This window comes from Vibrio genomosp. F6, assembly GCF_005146325.1.
Lineage (GTDB): Bacteria > Pseudomonadota > Gammaproteobacteria > Enterobacterales > Vibrionaceae > Vibrio > Vibrio cortegadensis.
Map to the genome: position 1 here is coordinate 1,147 of NZ_SYUT01000011.1, position 14,582 is coordinate 15,728.

At 41.4% G+C, this 14,582-nt stretch carries 17 protein-coding genes; 4 read left to right on the top strand and 13 right to left on the bottom strand.

All coding sequences use genetic code 11. The features are described 5' to 3' along the window. Nucleotides 1-44 precede the first annotated feature (44 nt). Together FCV43_RS02125 and FCV43_RS02130 are read right to left on the bottom strand one after the other, a co-directional pair. Nucleotides 45-1,349, bottom strand: a complete 1,305-nt coding sequence (locus tag FCV43_RS02125; protein ID WP_136993885.1) for an inosine/guanosine kinase — start codon at nt 1,347-1,349, stop codon at nt 45-47. Between the two features lie 105 nt (nt 1,350-1,454). Continuing rightward, nucleotides 1,455-1,724 (bottom strand): hypothetical protein, encoded by a 270-nt coding sequence (locus FCV43_RS02130; protein WP_113796069.1) that lies wholly within the window; start codon nt 1,722-1,724, stop codon nt 1,455-1,457. Between the two features lie 200 nt (nt 1,725-1,924). Between FCV43_RS02130 and mnmA the strand changes: the two genes are divergently transcribed. The 3 genes from mnmA (at nt 1,925) to purB (ending at nt 5,137) form a co-directional block, all read left to right on the top strand. After that, nucleotides 1,925-3,049, top strand: coding sequence for a tRNA 2-thiouridine(34) synthase MnmA (gene mnmA / locus FCV43_RS02135; RefSeq protein WP_113795950.1), 1,125 nt, complete (start codon nt 1,925-1,927; stop codon nt 3,047-3,049). 26 nt (nt 3,050-3,075) lie between these two features. After that, on the top strand, nt 3,076-3,693 hold the full coding sequence (hflD, locus tag FCV43_RS02140; protein ID WP_017052225.1) for a high frequency lysogenization protein HflD: 618 nt from the start codon (nt 3,076-3,078) through the stop codon (nt 3,691-3,693). Between the two features lie 73 nt (nt 3,694-3,766). Beyond that, a complete protein-coding gene (gene purB / locus FCV43_RS02145) occupies nt 3,767-5,137 on the top strand; it encodes an adenylosuccinate lyase (protein WP_136993886.1) in 1,371 nt (456 codons plus the stop codon). 112 nt (nt 5,138-5,249) lie between these two features. Here purB and FCV43_RS02150 read toward each other — a convergent pair whose 3' ends face one another. From FCV43_RS02150 to htpX, 9 genes are all read right to left on the bottom strand, one after another. Further along, a complete protein-coding gene (locus FCV43_RS02150) occupies nt 5,250-5,789 on the bottom strand; it encodes a DUF3833 family protein (RefSeq protein ID WP_017052140.1) in 540 nt (179 codons plus the stop codon). Next, the gene (locus tag FCV43_RS02155; protein WP_017052139.1) at nt 5,786-6,523 is read right to left on the bottom strand and encodes a hypothetical protein; all 738 of its coding nucleotides are present in this window, start codon (nt 6,521-6,523) and stop codon (nt 5,786-5,788) included. The genes FCV43_RS02150 and FCV43_RS02155 overlap by 4 nt, the downstream gene beginning before the upstream one ends. After that, a complete protein-coding gene (locus FCV43_RS02160) occupies nt 6,492-6,995 on the bottom strand; it encodes a DUF2878 domain-containing protein (protein ID WP_170961587.1) in 504 nt (167 codons plus the stop codon). Before FCV43_RS02160 ends, FCV43_RS02155 begins: the two co-directional genes overlap by 32 nt. Continuing rightward, nucleotides 6,992-8,242: an SAM-dependent methyltransferase gene (locus FCV43_RS02165; protein WP_136993888.1), complete on the bottom strand. Its 1,251-nt coding sequence runs from the start codon at nt 8,240-8,242 to the stop codon at nt 6,992-6,994. Before FCV43_RS02165 ends, FCV43_RS02160 begins: the two co-directional genes overlap by 4 nt. Next, entirely contained in the window at nt 8,236-9,072 is an 837-nt protein-coding gene (locus tag FCV43_RS02170; protein ID WP_136993889.1) for a DUF1365 domain-containing protein, read from the bottom strand. The genes FCV43_RS02165 and FCV43_RS02170 overlap by 7 nt, the downstream gene beginning before the upstream one ends. 1 nt (nt 9,073) lies before the next feature. Next, the gene (locus FCV43_RS02175; RefSeq protein WP_136993890.1) at nt 9,074-10,363 is read right to left on the bottom strand and encodes an NAD(P)/FAD-dependent oxidoreductase; all 1,290 of its coding nucleotides are present in this window, start codon (nt 10,361-10,363) and stop codon (nt 9,074-9,076) included. 11 nt (nt 10,364-10,374) lie between these two features. Continuing rightward, nucleotides 10,375-11,112: an SDR family NAD(P)-dependent oxidoreductase gene (locus tag FCV43_RS02180; protein ID WP_136993891.1), complete on the bottom strand. Its 738-nt coding sequence runs from the start codon at nt 11,110-11,112 to the stop codon at nt 10,375-10,377. Further along, a complete protein-coding gene (locus FCV43_RS02185; RefSeq protein WP_136993892.1) occupies nt 11,109-11,528 on the bottom strand; it encodes a nuclear transport factor 2 family protein in 420 nt (139 codons plus the stop codon). The genes FCV43_RS02180 and FCV43_RS02185 overlap by 4 nt, the downstream gene beginning before the upstream one ends. A 171-nt stretch (nt 11,529-11,699) precedes the next feature. Then, entirely contained in the window at nt 11,700-12,566 is an 867-nt protein-coding gene (htpX, locus tag FCV43_RS02190) for a protease HtpX (protein WP_017053878.1), read from the bottom strand. A 256-nt stretch (nt 12,567-12,822) separates the two neighbouring features. Here htpX and FCV43_RS20320 point away from each other — a divergent pair, with 256 nt between their 5' ends. Beyond that, a complete protein-coding gene (locus FCV43_RS20320) occupies nt 12,823-12,990 on the top strand; it encodes a hypothetical protein (RefSeq protein ID WP_017053879.1) in 168 nt (55 codons plus the stop codon). Nucleotides 12,991-13,087: 97 nt separating this feature from the next. On the opposite strand, the gene bioD is transcribed toward FCV43_RS20320, so the two are convergent. Next, nucleotides 13,088-13,774 (bottom strand): dethiobiotin synthase, encoded by a 687-nt coding sequence (gene bioD, locus FCV43_RS02195; protein WP_136993893.1) that lies wholly within the window; start codon nt 13,772-13,774, stop codon nt 13,088-13,090. After that, nucleotides 13,771-14,571, bottom strand: coding sequence for a malonyl-ACP O-methyltransferase BioC (bioC, locus tag FCV43_RS02200; protein WP_136993894.1), 801 nt, complete (start codon nt 14,569-14,571; stop codon nt 13,771-13,773). The genes bioD and bioC overlap by 4 nt, the downstream gene beginning before the upstream one ends. Nucleotides 14,572-14,582 lie beyond the last annotated feature (11 nt).

Consider the following 14,582-nt stretch of genomic DNA (forward strand, 5'->3'; position numbering starts at 1 on the left):
GGCTTCCAATTGGAAGCCTTTTTATTTATCTACGATAATAGAAATTAACGTTCCCAGTACGCTTCTTCTAAACTATCTTCTCTTTCAGGCAAGCCACGAGAAAGTCTTGGTGAATGCTGAACCAATACTTCATAGCTCGCACGGTTTGAATATTTACATACTTGAGAGAAAGATGAATATGTCAAAAATGAATGCTGGTGCTTACTTGAATTTGGCACATTCTCTTTGTGATATTTATTTGCCGCCATATCATGCAACAACGCAGATAACGCAGCATCACCCGCACCATTAGTATTTTTAATTTTTTCAGGCCCACCCATATATGGTGCAATATGTGAGTACACTTTAAGTGGATTTTCACACAAACCTTTAAATGCAGGACGACTAAATTCAAAACGGTTAAATTCAGGCACAGAACCAGGCAATAGTGGCAGCGAGGTTTCACGTTTTGCTTCTTCTTCTGTATAACCCGCCATAAATAAGCCGACAGGACCAGAAGTGCATAAAACTAAGTCAACCCAATCTAATGCTTTATCAGAGGCTGCTAATGGATCGCTTTCACCTGTTAATGCTTCTGCTTCATCTTCATTCATTGCAACAACGGTAACGTGCTGTTGTAAGAAATCTTGCCAAAATTCTGGATCATCCTGAATAACGAATTTAGTACCTAGAGTTAATACCACTGGCACATCATATTGCTTCGCATACTCAATTGCTCGCATTGTCGCATCTGGCATAGGATCACCCGCTTTACAACGAACTAAATAAGCGGTTAATACCAACGCTGATGCATTTTCAAAAATACGCTCAGGGATATTATCTGGATGAAGTTGATTCATCTGACCTTCACTAATAGCAAAAGTACGTTCACCATCTTCTGTAATTAGCGCGAAACAACGACCAATAGCCCCATCGACGCCCTGTAGGTGATTCAAATCCATACGGCTAGAGGTATTACATAAATAGCGGTAACCGTAGCTTCCGATTTTAATGTCCTGACTCATCACACCTAATAAAGTAGAACGGTCATCCGCAAGTACAGAATAATTGTGTAACGTGTTGCCAATCGTGCCACCAGCATATTCATTAGTAATAAGTTGGTTTTCCTTCAACTCTTGATATAACGCTTCTGCAGAAGTGTCATCAATAACTAATGAATGTCCCTTACTCAAACCATATTTTTCGATAAGTTCTGAGTTTACTTTTGCCTCAATATCAACCAATGTTTGATCAATACCAATAATATGGGTACGTGACATTTTTTTACTTTCATGCGCTTGACTCACTAGTGGATCGCGAGCGTGGACTGGAAAGTAATGCTTTGATTTTCGTTGGCCAGGAAATTTCATACAATTCGTCTAAGTAAAGGAGAGGGTTGAGATCCGGAATTCTACCGCGACCAAATAGGCGCGGCAATAATGGAGATTATAGCAAACGATTGCTAAAGGTAATTATTATTCACCTTCCATAAAGCTAAGATCTGGTAGCATATCCAAGTGCTCTGAATAACGCTTTAAATTAAACTCAGCATCATTTTTCATGACATCAAAAATCTCTATAGCCAAAGCGCACGCCATTGCCTGAATAGCATCTTCACGCGCCGTACCTGTCATCATAAGACGCATTAGAGTTTCAGTTACTTTCTTTGGGTTGCCTTCTTCTAATTGATTTTCAATGGTTTCGATCAGTGTTGCTTCATCGATAAATTCACTTTGTTCTGTCATTTTTTCAGCTCTCGTCATCATTAATAGGCGGACTATGCCACATCCTCTTCATGACTGGGAATAAAATCTGATTTTCAGCTTCGATTTGGTTGAATTGCGTAACGCTTAATCGAATAAATTGTGATTAACGTCTCGGATCTGTCCCCCACAAATTCTTTCTGTTAGAATCTGCACCCAAGTCAATTTAGTGGTTTTATATAATGTCAGATAACAGCCAAAAGAAAGTCATTGTCGGAATGTCCGGCGGCGTTGATTCATCGGTTTCTGCCTACCTGCTTCAGCAACAAGGTTACCAAGTTGAAGGCCTGTTCATGAAGAACTGGGAAGAAGACGACAACGAAGAATATTGCACCGCAGCGGAAGATTTAGCCGATGCACAAGCAGTATGTGACAAACTGGGCATCCATCTGCACACTATTAACTTTGCTGCAGAGTACTGGGACAACGTATTTGAGTACTTCCTTGAAGAGTACAAAGCGGGTCGCACTCCAAACCCAGACATTCTTTGTAACAAAGAAATCAAATTTAAAGCTTTCTTAGAATTTGCAGACGAAGTACTCGATGCAGATTTTATCGCAATGGGTCATTACGTTCGCCGAACTTTCCCAACCGCAGAAGAGATCGAGAATGGTGCTAAGCCAGAAATGCTTCGTGGCCTGGACTCAAACAAAGACCAAAGCTATTTCTTGTACACTCTAAGTTCAGATCAGGTTTCTCGCAGCTTATTCCCTGTTGGCGAACTCGAAAAACCAGAAGTACGCCGAATTGCTGAAGAGCAAGATCTCATCACGGCGAAGAAAAAAGACTCAACAGGTATCTGTTTCATCGGTGAGCGTAAATTCACTGAGTTTTTAGGTAAATACTTGCCTGCGCAACCTGGCAATATCGAAAGCCCAGATGGTAAAGTCATCGGTCAACACCAAGGTTTGATGTATCATACTTTGGGTCAGCGTAAAGGTCTTCATATTGGCGGTACGAAAGGTGGCGGTGGCAACGAAGACCCATGGTTTGTAGGTGAGAAAGATCTTAAACGCAATGTACTTATCGCGGTACAAGGCAAAGATCATCCACTACTTAAATCTGAAGGCTTATTAGCGTCACAATTACATTGGGTAGATCGCACACCAATCCGTGAAACCATGAAATGTACTGTGAAAACACGTTACCGCCAGACAGATATTGCTTGTACAATAATCCCTGTCGATGATGAGAACATCAAAGTAATATTTGATGAGCCTCAAATTGCCGTCACTCCGGGCCAATCCGCAGTGTTCTATAAAGACGAAATTTGTCTTGGTGGCGGAATCATCGAGAAACGCATTTAATTCATTCTAAGTTTAGGAGTCGCAACGTGGCTAACACCATTTATGACCGTACTATTGCTTTTGCTGGTATTTGCCAAGCTGTTGCTCTAGTTCAACAAGTAGCAAAGAACGGTTCTTGTGATAATGATGCTTTTGAAGCGTCTATGAATGCGATTGTAAGTACGAATCCAATCAATACCATCGGTGTTTTTGGCCGCGAGTCAGACTTGAAGCTGGGCCTAGAGTGCTTAGTTCAAGGTATTGATAGCACTCCAACAGGGAGTGAAATTACACGCTACATTATCAGTTTGATGGCTCTTGAACGTAAATTAAGTGCTCGTAATGACACCATGTCACAACTTGGCGATCGTATCCAAATGGTGGAACGTCAACTAGAGCACTATGATCTGCTTGATGAACAGATGATCAGCAATATTGCGAGCATTTACTTAGACGTTGTGAGTCCTATCGGGCCTCGAATTCAAGTAAATGGCACACCATCAGTATTACAGCAAACGTCCAATCAACATAAAGTCCGTGCACTGCTTTTATCCGGTATTCGCAGCGCTGTTCTTTGGCGTCAAGTGGGTGGTCGTCGCCTCCATTTGGTTTTTTCTCGTAAGAAAATGGTAGAACAAGCACAAATTTTATTAGCTCGAATGTAAGCAAAGCTCGCCTGGATTGGCGAGCTACTTTTTTATACACCCCAACTTTTATTTACATATCTAGGAGATTCACATGGAATTGTCAGCATTAACTGCTGTTTCACCTGTAGACGGTCGCTACGGAAGTAAAACAATTTCTTTACGCAGCATCTTTAGTGAGTACGGCTTGCTGAAGTACCGTACTGTTGTTGAAGTTCGTTGGTTACAAAAATTAGCTGCGACGCAATCGATTGCGGAAGTGGCTACATTAAGTGCTGAAGCGAATCAATTCTTAGATAACATCGCAGCAAACTTCAGTGAAGAAGACGCTATGCGTATCAAAGAGATTGAACGCACAACGAACCATGATGTTAAAGCCGTTGAATATTTCCTAAAAGAAAAAGTAGCAGACGTTCCAGAACTGCACGCTATCAATGAATTCATCCACTTTGCTTGTACTTCTGAAGACATCAACAACACGTCACACGCCCTAATGCTAAAAGAAGCGCGTGATACGGTTATTCTTCCTGAGATCCGTAACGTTATCGATGCGATTAAAGCTTTAGCTAACGAATACCGCGATGTTCCTCTTCTTTCACGTACACACGGACAGCCTGCTTCTCCGTCAACTATGGGTAAAGAGATGGCTAACGTGGCGTATCGTATGGAGCGTCAATTCAAGCAGATCGAAAATGTTGAAATTCTAGCGAAAATCAACGGCGCAGTAGGTAACTACAACGCTCACCTTTCTGCTTACCCAGATGTAGACTGGCATGCATTTAGCGAAGAATTCATCACTGAATCTCTAGGCGTTAATTGGAACCCATACACAACGCAAATTGAACCTCACGATTACATTGCTGAACTATTTGACGCGATTGCACGATTCAACACAATCCTTCTTGATTTTGATCGTGATGTTTGGGGCTACATTGCTCTTGGTCACTTCAAACAAAAAACGATTGCTGGCGAAATCGGCTCTTCAACAATGCCGCATAAAGTTAACCCAATCGATTTTGAAAACTCAGAAGGTAACTTAGGCCTTGCGAACGCAATCTTCAGCCACCTAGCTCAAAAACTTCCTGTTTCTCGCTGGCAGCGTGACCTTACTGACTCTACAGTTCTTCGTAACTTAGGTGTTGGTTGTGGTTATGCAATCATCGCATACACCTCGACTCTAAAAGGCATCAGCAAGCTTGAAATCAACCAAGCAGCGCTTGAAGCTGAACTAGACAAAAACTGGGAAGTTCTTGCAGAACCTGTACAAACAGTCATGCGTCGTTACGGCATCGAGAAACCATACGAAAAACTAAAAGAACTGACTCGTGGTAAACGTGTAGACGGCGAAGGTATGCGTGCATTCATCGATGGTTTAGAAATCCCTGAAGATGAAAAAGTTCGTCTAAAAGAGATGACGCCAGCGAACTACATCGGCCAAGCGGTTGAGTTAACTGATAAGCTGTAATGAATATGAGGCATAAGTTCGATTGGGCATAGGTTCCTTTGGGCCTATCTTAATTGAATTTTCTCAATGTATAAAAAAGGTTCCTTAAGTGGAGCCTTTTCTATATTTGGTATTAGATTTTTTCAAAAAAGAGAGTAACCTTCCCTACTTCAATGCCAAACTTCTTAATGCTAGTGACATTAAATACTCGTTTTTCGTCCTGTCGATACAACCAATCATCAAAGAAGACGGTCACCGTTGAGTCCTCCATTTTTAGTTCGAAGTCATACTGCCACCAAAGTGCATTACCACTCTCCTTACCAATCGCATAGCCGATAATGTCATCTGCTTCTCCTTGATATGTTCCATCATCCAAACGCGTGATTACCCATATTCGTTGTGAAACTTCTCCATCATCAAATACAAAGTCTTCAGTCAATGTCAGTGTTCTGTCCTCTACTTCTCCGAATAAGGAAACCGTAAATCGACGAGTCTGAACGCCTTTATAGTCTTGAACCATCCCCCAAGCCTGAGTGTTCCCAGAAAAGTATTCAAACAACTCAAATTTTGGGGTACTTGCTTGGTAATCACTTATTTCGGATGAACAACCACCGAGGCCTGAAACACAGAAAATAAGAAGTGAAAGCTTTAAAACCTTCCATTTAATCATCATTGGCTTGCTCCTATAAGCTGTGAACGTAAATCTGGATATGAACTTTTTGGGGATAACCAAATGGCAAGAAAGGCATCATTGAGCTCTTCATCTGCTATTTCACCAATGACCTTTTTGTCGCCAATAATTTTTTTGTCACCAATAGCATTTTTCTTACTAATAGCCTCTGTTTCACGATCAACCTCTTTTTGACGAGTAACATCGGATTCAGACATCGCTTCGATAAAGTAAATTGTTCCTAATTCGCCATCGGTGACGTACACCAACCGATCGCCCTCTTTAAGATTCGGAAATATTGTCCCTAATATCTCTAGCCACTCTATTTGTTTGTCTTGAGGGTATTTCAGCTCATTCCATTGCTCCTCCGTTGCATCTAATAACTGCTTCTTGGATATGGTTCTTTGGTATTTGATATCTAACGCGATGGGATGAGGAGTGATATCTCTCGCTTGAATGTATCGCCCTGTTGGACTGTATAAGGTCGATTTATAGACATCGAAAAATAGCCAAGAGAGCTGAGCCTCTCCTATTTTTTTCCACGAATCCCAGTTTGTTAAGGTAGAGTGAGTTACAGGCTTTTCGACTATCGATATACTTGACGTGCCGCTGCTTGATAATGTTTTTTCACAAAAAAGCAAGGCACTAAAAAACAGGAATAGCGATAACCCTTTTCTTGTTGGATTATTCGAAGCCACATGCTCACTACAGTTGATATTTAATTTTTTGATTACCATGATCATAAACCTTCAACGTCACCCATATAACAATGGCCCATTCAATCATCAATACTAATACACTGCTGAATGGATCAAACCCAAACATCACCGCCCCGAGTTGTTCTCCTGCGTAATAACTTAAGCCACCCGCGATAGCTCCAACAAAAATAATGCCACCTCGCAAATAGTCTCGAATTAATGGATAGAGCTGGAAGGCATACCATGCGTATCCAGCCCAGAGCAAAACTAGCCACACAGGGATATATTGATCATCAAACACCAATACACCAATGAGTGAATTAACGCTGTCGAAAATAACGCCAAGTATCGCAATACTGAAACAAGACCAAATAGGCAAGCCTTGATATCTACACGATAATACAAAAGTGATGACCACGCTGACCACTAACCAACTGACCCAATCTCCTTGCCCCAGAACAGCCATAAACCAGAGCACTTGAAACCAGGTCGAAATTAAAAAAATTCTCATACTTGTGGTCTTTGAAGTGTGAGATGAATAGTACTGATACTTCTCGCTAAAAACCCACCTTCGCAATAGCATAAATAATATCGCCACATCCGAATAAATGGTTCATCATAGCCAAGCTCTCGTAATCTAGGCTCTGCAAGATTAAATCGAATCTGCCAATCTTTTAATGTTTTGGCGTAGTCCAATCCAATATCAAATAAATCTCTAATGACTAAATCACTGTGCTTGGTCGTCGCACTGGACAGGCAAGTGATGGATGGTAGAAATCCGCCCGGAAATATATATTTCTGAATAAAATCAACGCTATTGCTATAAGACTGGTACCTTTGGTCGGCAATGGTAATCGCTTGGATCGCCATCAATCCATTTGGCTTTAGAAGTGACTGACATTTTTTTATGTATGATGGTAAGTACGATTTCCCTACTGCTTCAATCATTTCAATTGAGACTAACTTATCAAACTCACCTTCAAGCACCCGATAATCCTGCTTTAAAAGCGTAATCTGATCTTCTAAGCCTGCACTGCGTATTTTATCTTGAGCATAGTGAAACTGCTCTTCAGATATCGTTGTGGTTGTCACTCTGCACCCATATTTTTCTGCCATATAAATGGCCATCGCCCCCCATCCTGTACCAATTTCTATAACATGATCACTCGCTTGTAATTGCAGCTGCTGGCATAGCCTTTCCATTTTATTAATTTGAGCCGCTTCTAAAGTATTGTTTGAGCCACTATATAATGCAGAGGAGTAGAGCATTTTTTCATCGAGGAATGTTTCATAAAGTGCATTTCCTAAATCATAATGCGCGTGAATATTCTTTTGTGATTGTGCAATGCTGTTACGGTTAAACCAATGACTCAGCTTATGCACTACAGAGCTCACCCAACTACTTTTAGATTCAATGCTGTCGAGAGCGCTCATATTAAGTGCCATCAACTGCATTAAATCCGTTAAATTTGGACTCTCCCACCAACCATCGATGTACGCTTCACCTGCGGCAATACTGCCTCCTTTCATTAGACGAACATAAAAGTCTGGATGATTGATTTCAATCGTCGCGTTTGGTTCGCCTTTTCTTGGTAAGCCAAAAGTATGACTTACTGATTCACGACTACTTGTATAAGATTCGATAAGGGTTAAGCTGCCCACTTCAAGATGTTGCAGGCATTTAAGTAAACCATCCCTTGTCACTCTTTGCAGGTAAGATTGAGTTTTGTGAATATTCAGTGATGAAGCATCTAACATGATGATTTCTCCTTATCTTTACTTTTTCCTTTGCTTACTAATGTGTTATCTAGCGCGTCTATGTTGTTTTCTTGCGTTGTTGCCTTCTTGCGTATAACTGAGTGTCCATAAAACGGCGCGCCTTTTAGCCACAATTTGAGCGCATGCCAATAGATACCGAGTACCACTTTTATCGCCATCACTGGGGTGCGCATTAATAGACTCATGAGATTGGAGGAGCTAAAAGCCTGCGGTTTCATGGCGAGTGTCGCCTCGAACTCTTTTCTCTCGCGATGACACTCCAGGTGGATCATCAAACGATTGTCTACAGGCTTTAACTTCCAAACGTATTTTTGATCCATCGGATTAAACGGAGACACATGAAATGATTTTTGATGTTGCCAGTGCTGTTCATTGTCACCGGGTTCGGCAGGAATGGCGTAGTAATGCCGCTCATTCCATGGCGTGTTACTCACCTCCGCCAGCATGTACTGCCAATGGTTATCTTCATCAAATAAATAGTAAAAATTCACAGGACTGAAATAGATCCCTAAATATCTCAAATGACAGATTGCTAGCACTTTTCCCGATAATGTCACCCCGGTTAACTCAGACACTTTCATTTGGACCGCTTTTTTTAAACAACCCGATCCAAGATAATCACTCCGACGAAATTGCGCCCAGTGCCACCAACGCGATCCGAATCCCCAAATGTTTTTTTCCAATACTGGCAACTCATCAATATCAATGCATGGCATAAAAAGCGGGTAACGAAGAGAATGCAATACCGGTGAAAAACGACGGTGTTGAACATGCCCTACCATCAACTGGCTTGAATATTGACCACTCATACTAAGCCACTCCCTGCTGATGAGAGCTACTGTCCTGACTACATTGATCAAATAGTTCGTTTACCACATCAACAGCACTCCTCACTCCATCTTCATGAAAACCGTTATGCCAATATGCACCACAAAACCAAGTATGATATTGCCCATTGATTTCATGTCGGCGGCGTTGCGCTTCAATCGTGTTAGTGCTGAACACAGGGTGGTGATAGGTAAAACGTCGTAGGATTCGTTCTTCTTTAATATTGTCACTACTGTTTAATGACACACAAAATGTTTCAGGGGCAGATATGTGTTGAAGGATATTCATGTTATACGTCAGCGAAGGTAATCGACACTGCTCTTGATCGGATTCATCAAGTACGTAATTCCAAGATGCCCAGGCTGCTTTTCTTTTGGGAAGCAGGTTAATATCGGTATGCAAGGTCACTTCGTTCGCTTGATATTCCATCTTCCCTAAAATATCCAACTCTAACGGTGTCGGATCGGCAATCATTTTCATTGCTTGATCGCTGTGACAAGCAAAGATCACCTGATCATAAAATTCATGCTTACCGTTCACTTCCAAGGTGACTCCAACGGCATCTCGACGAACCGAAGTGACAGGGCTATTAAGTCGAATATTGGCTGAGAACCCTCTGGTTAAAGGCTCGATATATGCTCTAGAGCCGCCTTCTATCACATACCACTGTGGTCGGTTTACCACATCAAGTAACCCGTGATTAAGAAAGAACTGCAAGAAAAAACGAAGTGGGAATGAGCGCATGTCAGCTAAAGTCGATGACCAGATTGCCGCTCCCATTGGAAGGATGTAGTTAGTGCAGAAATAGTCACTAAAACCATTTTTTTTCAAAAACATGTCTAACGTTTGACTATCACAAGATAAATCATCAACGCTGAGTTTCGCTAGCTTATTAAATCTGAGTATCTCACCAATAAAACCGTAAAATTTCGGATTAAACCAATTTCGTTTTTGAGCAAATAACGATGTTAAAGTGTGTCCGTTATACTCCAAACCATTCGCGTCATTTCGAACGCTAAAGCTCATTTGAGTCGGGCTTCCTTTCACCCCAATGTCATCCATCATCTTAATAAAATGCGGATAGGTTCGATCGTTGTAGACAATAAAACCCGTATCGATCGCGTATGACTTTCCCCCAACCGTCACATCCACGGTTGCAGTGTGTCCACCAATGTAATCATTCGCTTCAAACAAGGTTATATCGTGATGCTTGTGAAGATGGTAGCCACAGGTTAACCCTGAGATCCCACACCCTATAATGGCAATTTTCATCATTAACTCCTTTAATCTTTTATTAATTTAGAAACTAAAATGGTTTGCCAGTGGTAAGGCAGAAGTGAAATCATTCGTAAAAAATAAGTAAATCGTTTAGGGAAATAGATCGTTTTACATCCTTTTGCTACCCCATTGCGAATCGCTTTCGAGGCTTGTTCAACAGAGATTAACATTGGCATAGGAAAATCATTTTTAGCCGTCAAAGGTGTTTGAACAAAACCGGGATACACCGTCAAAACGTCAACACCTTTTGGACTCAAACTAAGTGATAAGCTTCGAGCAAAATAGCTCACTGCGGCTTTTGATGCGCCATAGACTTCCGCCCTAGGTAGAGCGACTTCACTGGCTATTGACCCCACAATCACCAATCGATCATTAGGCTTAAAATACCCTTGGATTGATTCGATGCAGTTCGCCAGTCCGATAACATTCACGCTCATCACTCTTGCCATAAGTTGAGCATCTATAATACCTTTATCTATATATTCGCAATCACCGGCATTCATTATCCAAAGAGAGGTTGTTATATCTAACGACCTGAGCCGCTGTTTGGTCTGATCTAAATCGGTAATATCAAAACACAATGGCGTAATGTTGTGCCCTGATGCGACAAGGTTATTGAGCTTTTCTTTATTACGCCCACATGCATAAACATGCCAGCCTTTCGAGGCATAATCTAAAGCGAGTTGCTCACCAATCCCAGAGGTTGCCCCTGTAATAAAAACGCTAGGGTTATGACTTTTCATTGGCCCAACCTCTGTTTGATTGAGCGAATAACGCTTCCCAGCAGAGGAATGTTTTCGTAGATCATCTCTCCGAGGTCAAAATAATCACGGTGATAAATCACTTTATCATTCTGAAATTTTAAGTGACTGGCTCCATTGACGGTAACGGTTTGGCCACCTTGTAGCTTAGGGTGTTGCAACGACATTGACCAAGTTAGAAACCCAGAATCTCCCACTTGCTGCTGAGTATGGATATCAAAGTCGCATCGATGGACATTTTGATAGAGCGATTCAAAGTAACCTAACAATTCATTCCAACCTTCCAGCCGATGTGCTGCATCTTCAAAAACGACATCATCATGGTAAATGCCATCCAGCAGATGTAAGTTGTCTCGGCTTAACTTCTGATAAATATCACTCACTACTTCAATATTCATCGCCACACCACTCTTATACAAAAAATCATTATGTATAAGTTAGTACAAGAATTTAGATTGTACAAAAAAATAATTGTACAAGTTTTTTTCTTATTCACATCTAATAGGCACAAAAAAGGCTTGGTCAGTAACCAAGCCTTTGTATTTAATTTATTTAGATCATGTGATGTTTTACATATTACGTAATGATTCAATTCGCTTATCAAGTGGCGGGTGACTCATCAGCAACTCCGTCATTGAACGCTTACCATTGATACCAAATGCCATCATTGAACCTTCAAGTTGTGGCTCATGGCTTACCTTCAATCGTTCTAATGCGGCGATCATTTTCTGCTTGCCCACTAATTGCGCAGCACCTGCATCGGCATGAAACTCACGATGACGGCTGTACCACATTGTAATGAAGCTTGCTAAGAAGCCGAAGACCAATTCTAGTACCATTGAAACACCAAAATATACCATCATGTTGCTTCCGCCTTCGCCCTCTTCGCTATCATTAGATGCGACAATGTTGGCAATAAAGCGGGATAAGAAGATAACAAAGGTATTAACCACACCTTGCATCAGTGTCATCGTCACCATATCCCCATTAGCAATATGGCTCACTTCATGCGCTAATACCGCTTCTGCCTCATCACGAGTCATGCTATGCAGCAAACCTGTTGAAACCGCGACTAATGAATCATCACGCTTCGCACCTGTTGCAAAGGCATTAATGTCTGGAGAGTCATAAATCGCAACGGTTGGCATCCCAATACCCACTTGCTGCGCTTGACGGCTCACGGTTTCCATCAGCCAATGTTCCGTTTCATTGCGAGGACTTTCAATAACAGAACCGCCCACTGAACGCAGTGCCATTTTCTTTGACATCAGCAAAGAGATAAAAGAACCACCAAAGCCAAACACTGCCGCCATTAGTAGCAGGCCCGAAAGACTACCTGGTTGCATCCCTGTGACAGCATAAACAATATTCAGAACAACACTCAGCACCATCACAACCGCTAGGTTGGTTGCTAAGAACAACATTACTCGTTTCATTACTTTTCTCCGAAGGAAACTTCTTATTTTTATGTTATACGTGGAGTATAGCTCTCACACACGATGAATATATACATATAGTCTTAGATTTGGAAAACAAGGTTAAGTAGTAAATTGAAACATTTAATTACTGACGTTTCTCTGTTCACTAAACTCCTTAGACTTTGGTCTTATTGAGATGTGGTAACAATAGGGTTAGATTCAGTCTATTAGTGATATACGAAACATACCCCAAGCGCAAGGAAAGGATAAGATCATGGTTGAAGGCACTAATTTTGAGATGGCAATTGACCTACTCTGCTGCCACTTAGGTATATCCGAAGATGAAGCAAAACAACAACTTGGCATAAAGACTGATACGCATACTCAGCAACAGATCAGTGAAATGCAACAAGCTCTTATGGGGCTAACTAACGACAAGTAACCGTTATAATCGATTTAATACGGAATTTAACGACAAAAAAAGGGCTACGAATCACGTAGCCCTTTTTATTTGTCTAAGATTTATGCCAAAGCGAGACTTACACTAAAGCTAGAATGGGATCGACATTAATGTATTTGCCAATATCTCTCGACTTAACATTTGGTACATAAGGAATTTCACCAAGTTTAGGTGCATCAATCTTATCTTCCAACATGCCGATAATATCTGCGTAATGCTCAGTACCTGGATTAATACGGTTAGCCACCCAACCCACAAGATTTAAACCATCAGCAATGATAGTTTCAGCCGTTAGCATGGCATGGCTCAAGCAGCCTAGCTTGATACCCACAACAAGAACAACTGGCAATTTCTCTTGTTTTACCCAAGTCGACAAGCATTCAGTATCCGAAATAGGAACTCTCCAGCCACCAGCACCTTCAACCAGTACAATGTCTGAAATCTCTTTATGTTGAGCAAGTTTCTCACTTAACAAAGGATATTCAATGGTCACATCTTCATGCTTAGCAGCAATATGTGGAGAGCACGGCAGCAATAAAGCGTATGGATTTACATCTTCATATGCTACGTCATTGGTCGCCGCTTGCTGTAAATGCAGCGCGTCTGAGTTACGCAGCCCTTGTTCAGTTTTTTTACTTCCGGCAGCAACTGGCTTGTAGCCAACCGTCGATAAACCTTTGGCAGCTAGTGCCTGTAAAATAGCCTTTGAACCGACTGTTTTACCTACTTCGGTATCCGTACCTGCAATAAAAAATGCATCAATCATAGATTAATAACCCCTAAACAAACTTGATATGTTGCTGGTAAAAGACCTTGTTGGTTTTGAAACTCTCGGTATTCATGTTCAACTTGCTGTAATACTTTGCGACTGGTCAAACCATGTGAGCGTCCGCTTACGTGGTTCGCACCAATCCCCTTAAGATCACGCATTAATTCAAAAGCGGTATCGTACCAAACTGTGATGGAGGGCAAGTCTAATTGATGCTTCAAGCAGTAAGATTGCGCTAACGCAATTTTTACCTGATTGATACAAATAAACTCATTCACGTGTTGATATGTATCAATTTTTGACCACGCTTGGCTTAGTTCAAATAACGATCCCTTAATTAGTGTTGAAAATACGCAGTGACCACTAGATTTAGTGACACGCTTAATTTCGCGCAGTGGTACTGATAAGTCATCACACCACTGAAGCGCTAAGCTGGAAAAGACGACATCGAAAGAGTCGTCATCAAACGGTAGACATTCAGCATCCGCTTGGCGATAGTCGGAAACCATCGATCCACACCTTATTTCTGCTTGTTGGAGCATCGCCTGTGACAAGTCAGCACAAGTCACCTTTGCGCCTCGTTTAGCTAATTCATAAGAGAAATATCCAGTTCCACAACCTAAGTCTAAAACTGCCAGACCAGTTAGGTCTTGTGGCAATTTATCAAGTAATCGCTGACCGACATCGCGTTGAAATTCTGCATGCTTATCATAAGATTCAGCGGCTTTACCAAAGGCTTGAGCAATAGCCGATTTATCTTGTACTGGTTTTTTATTGATCACAGGTGAATCCATTAACACTTCAC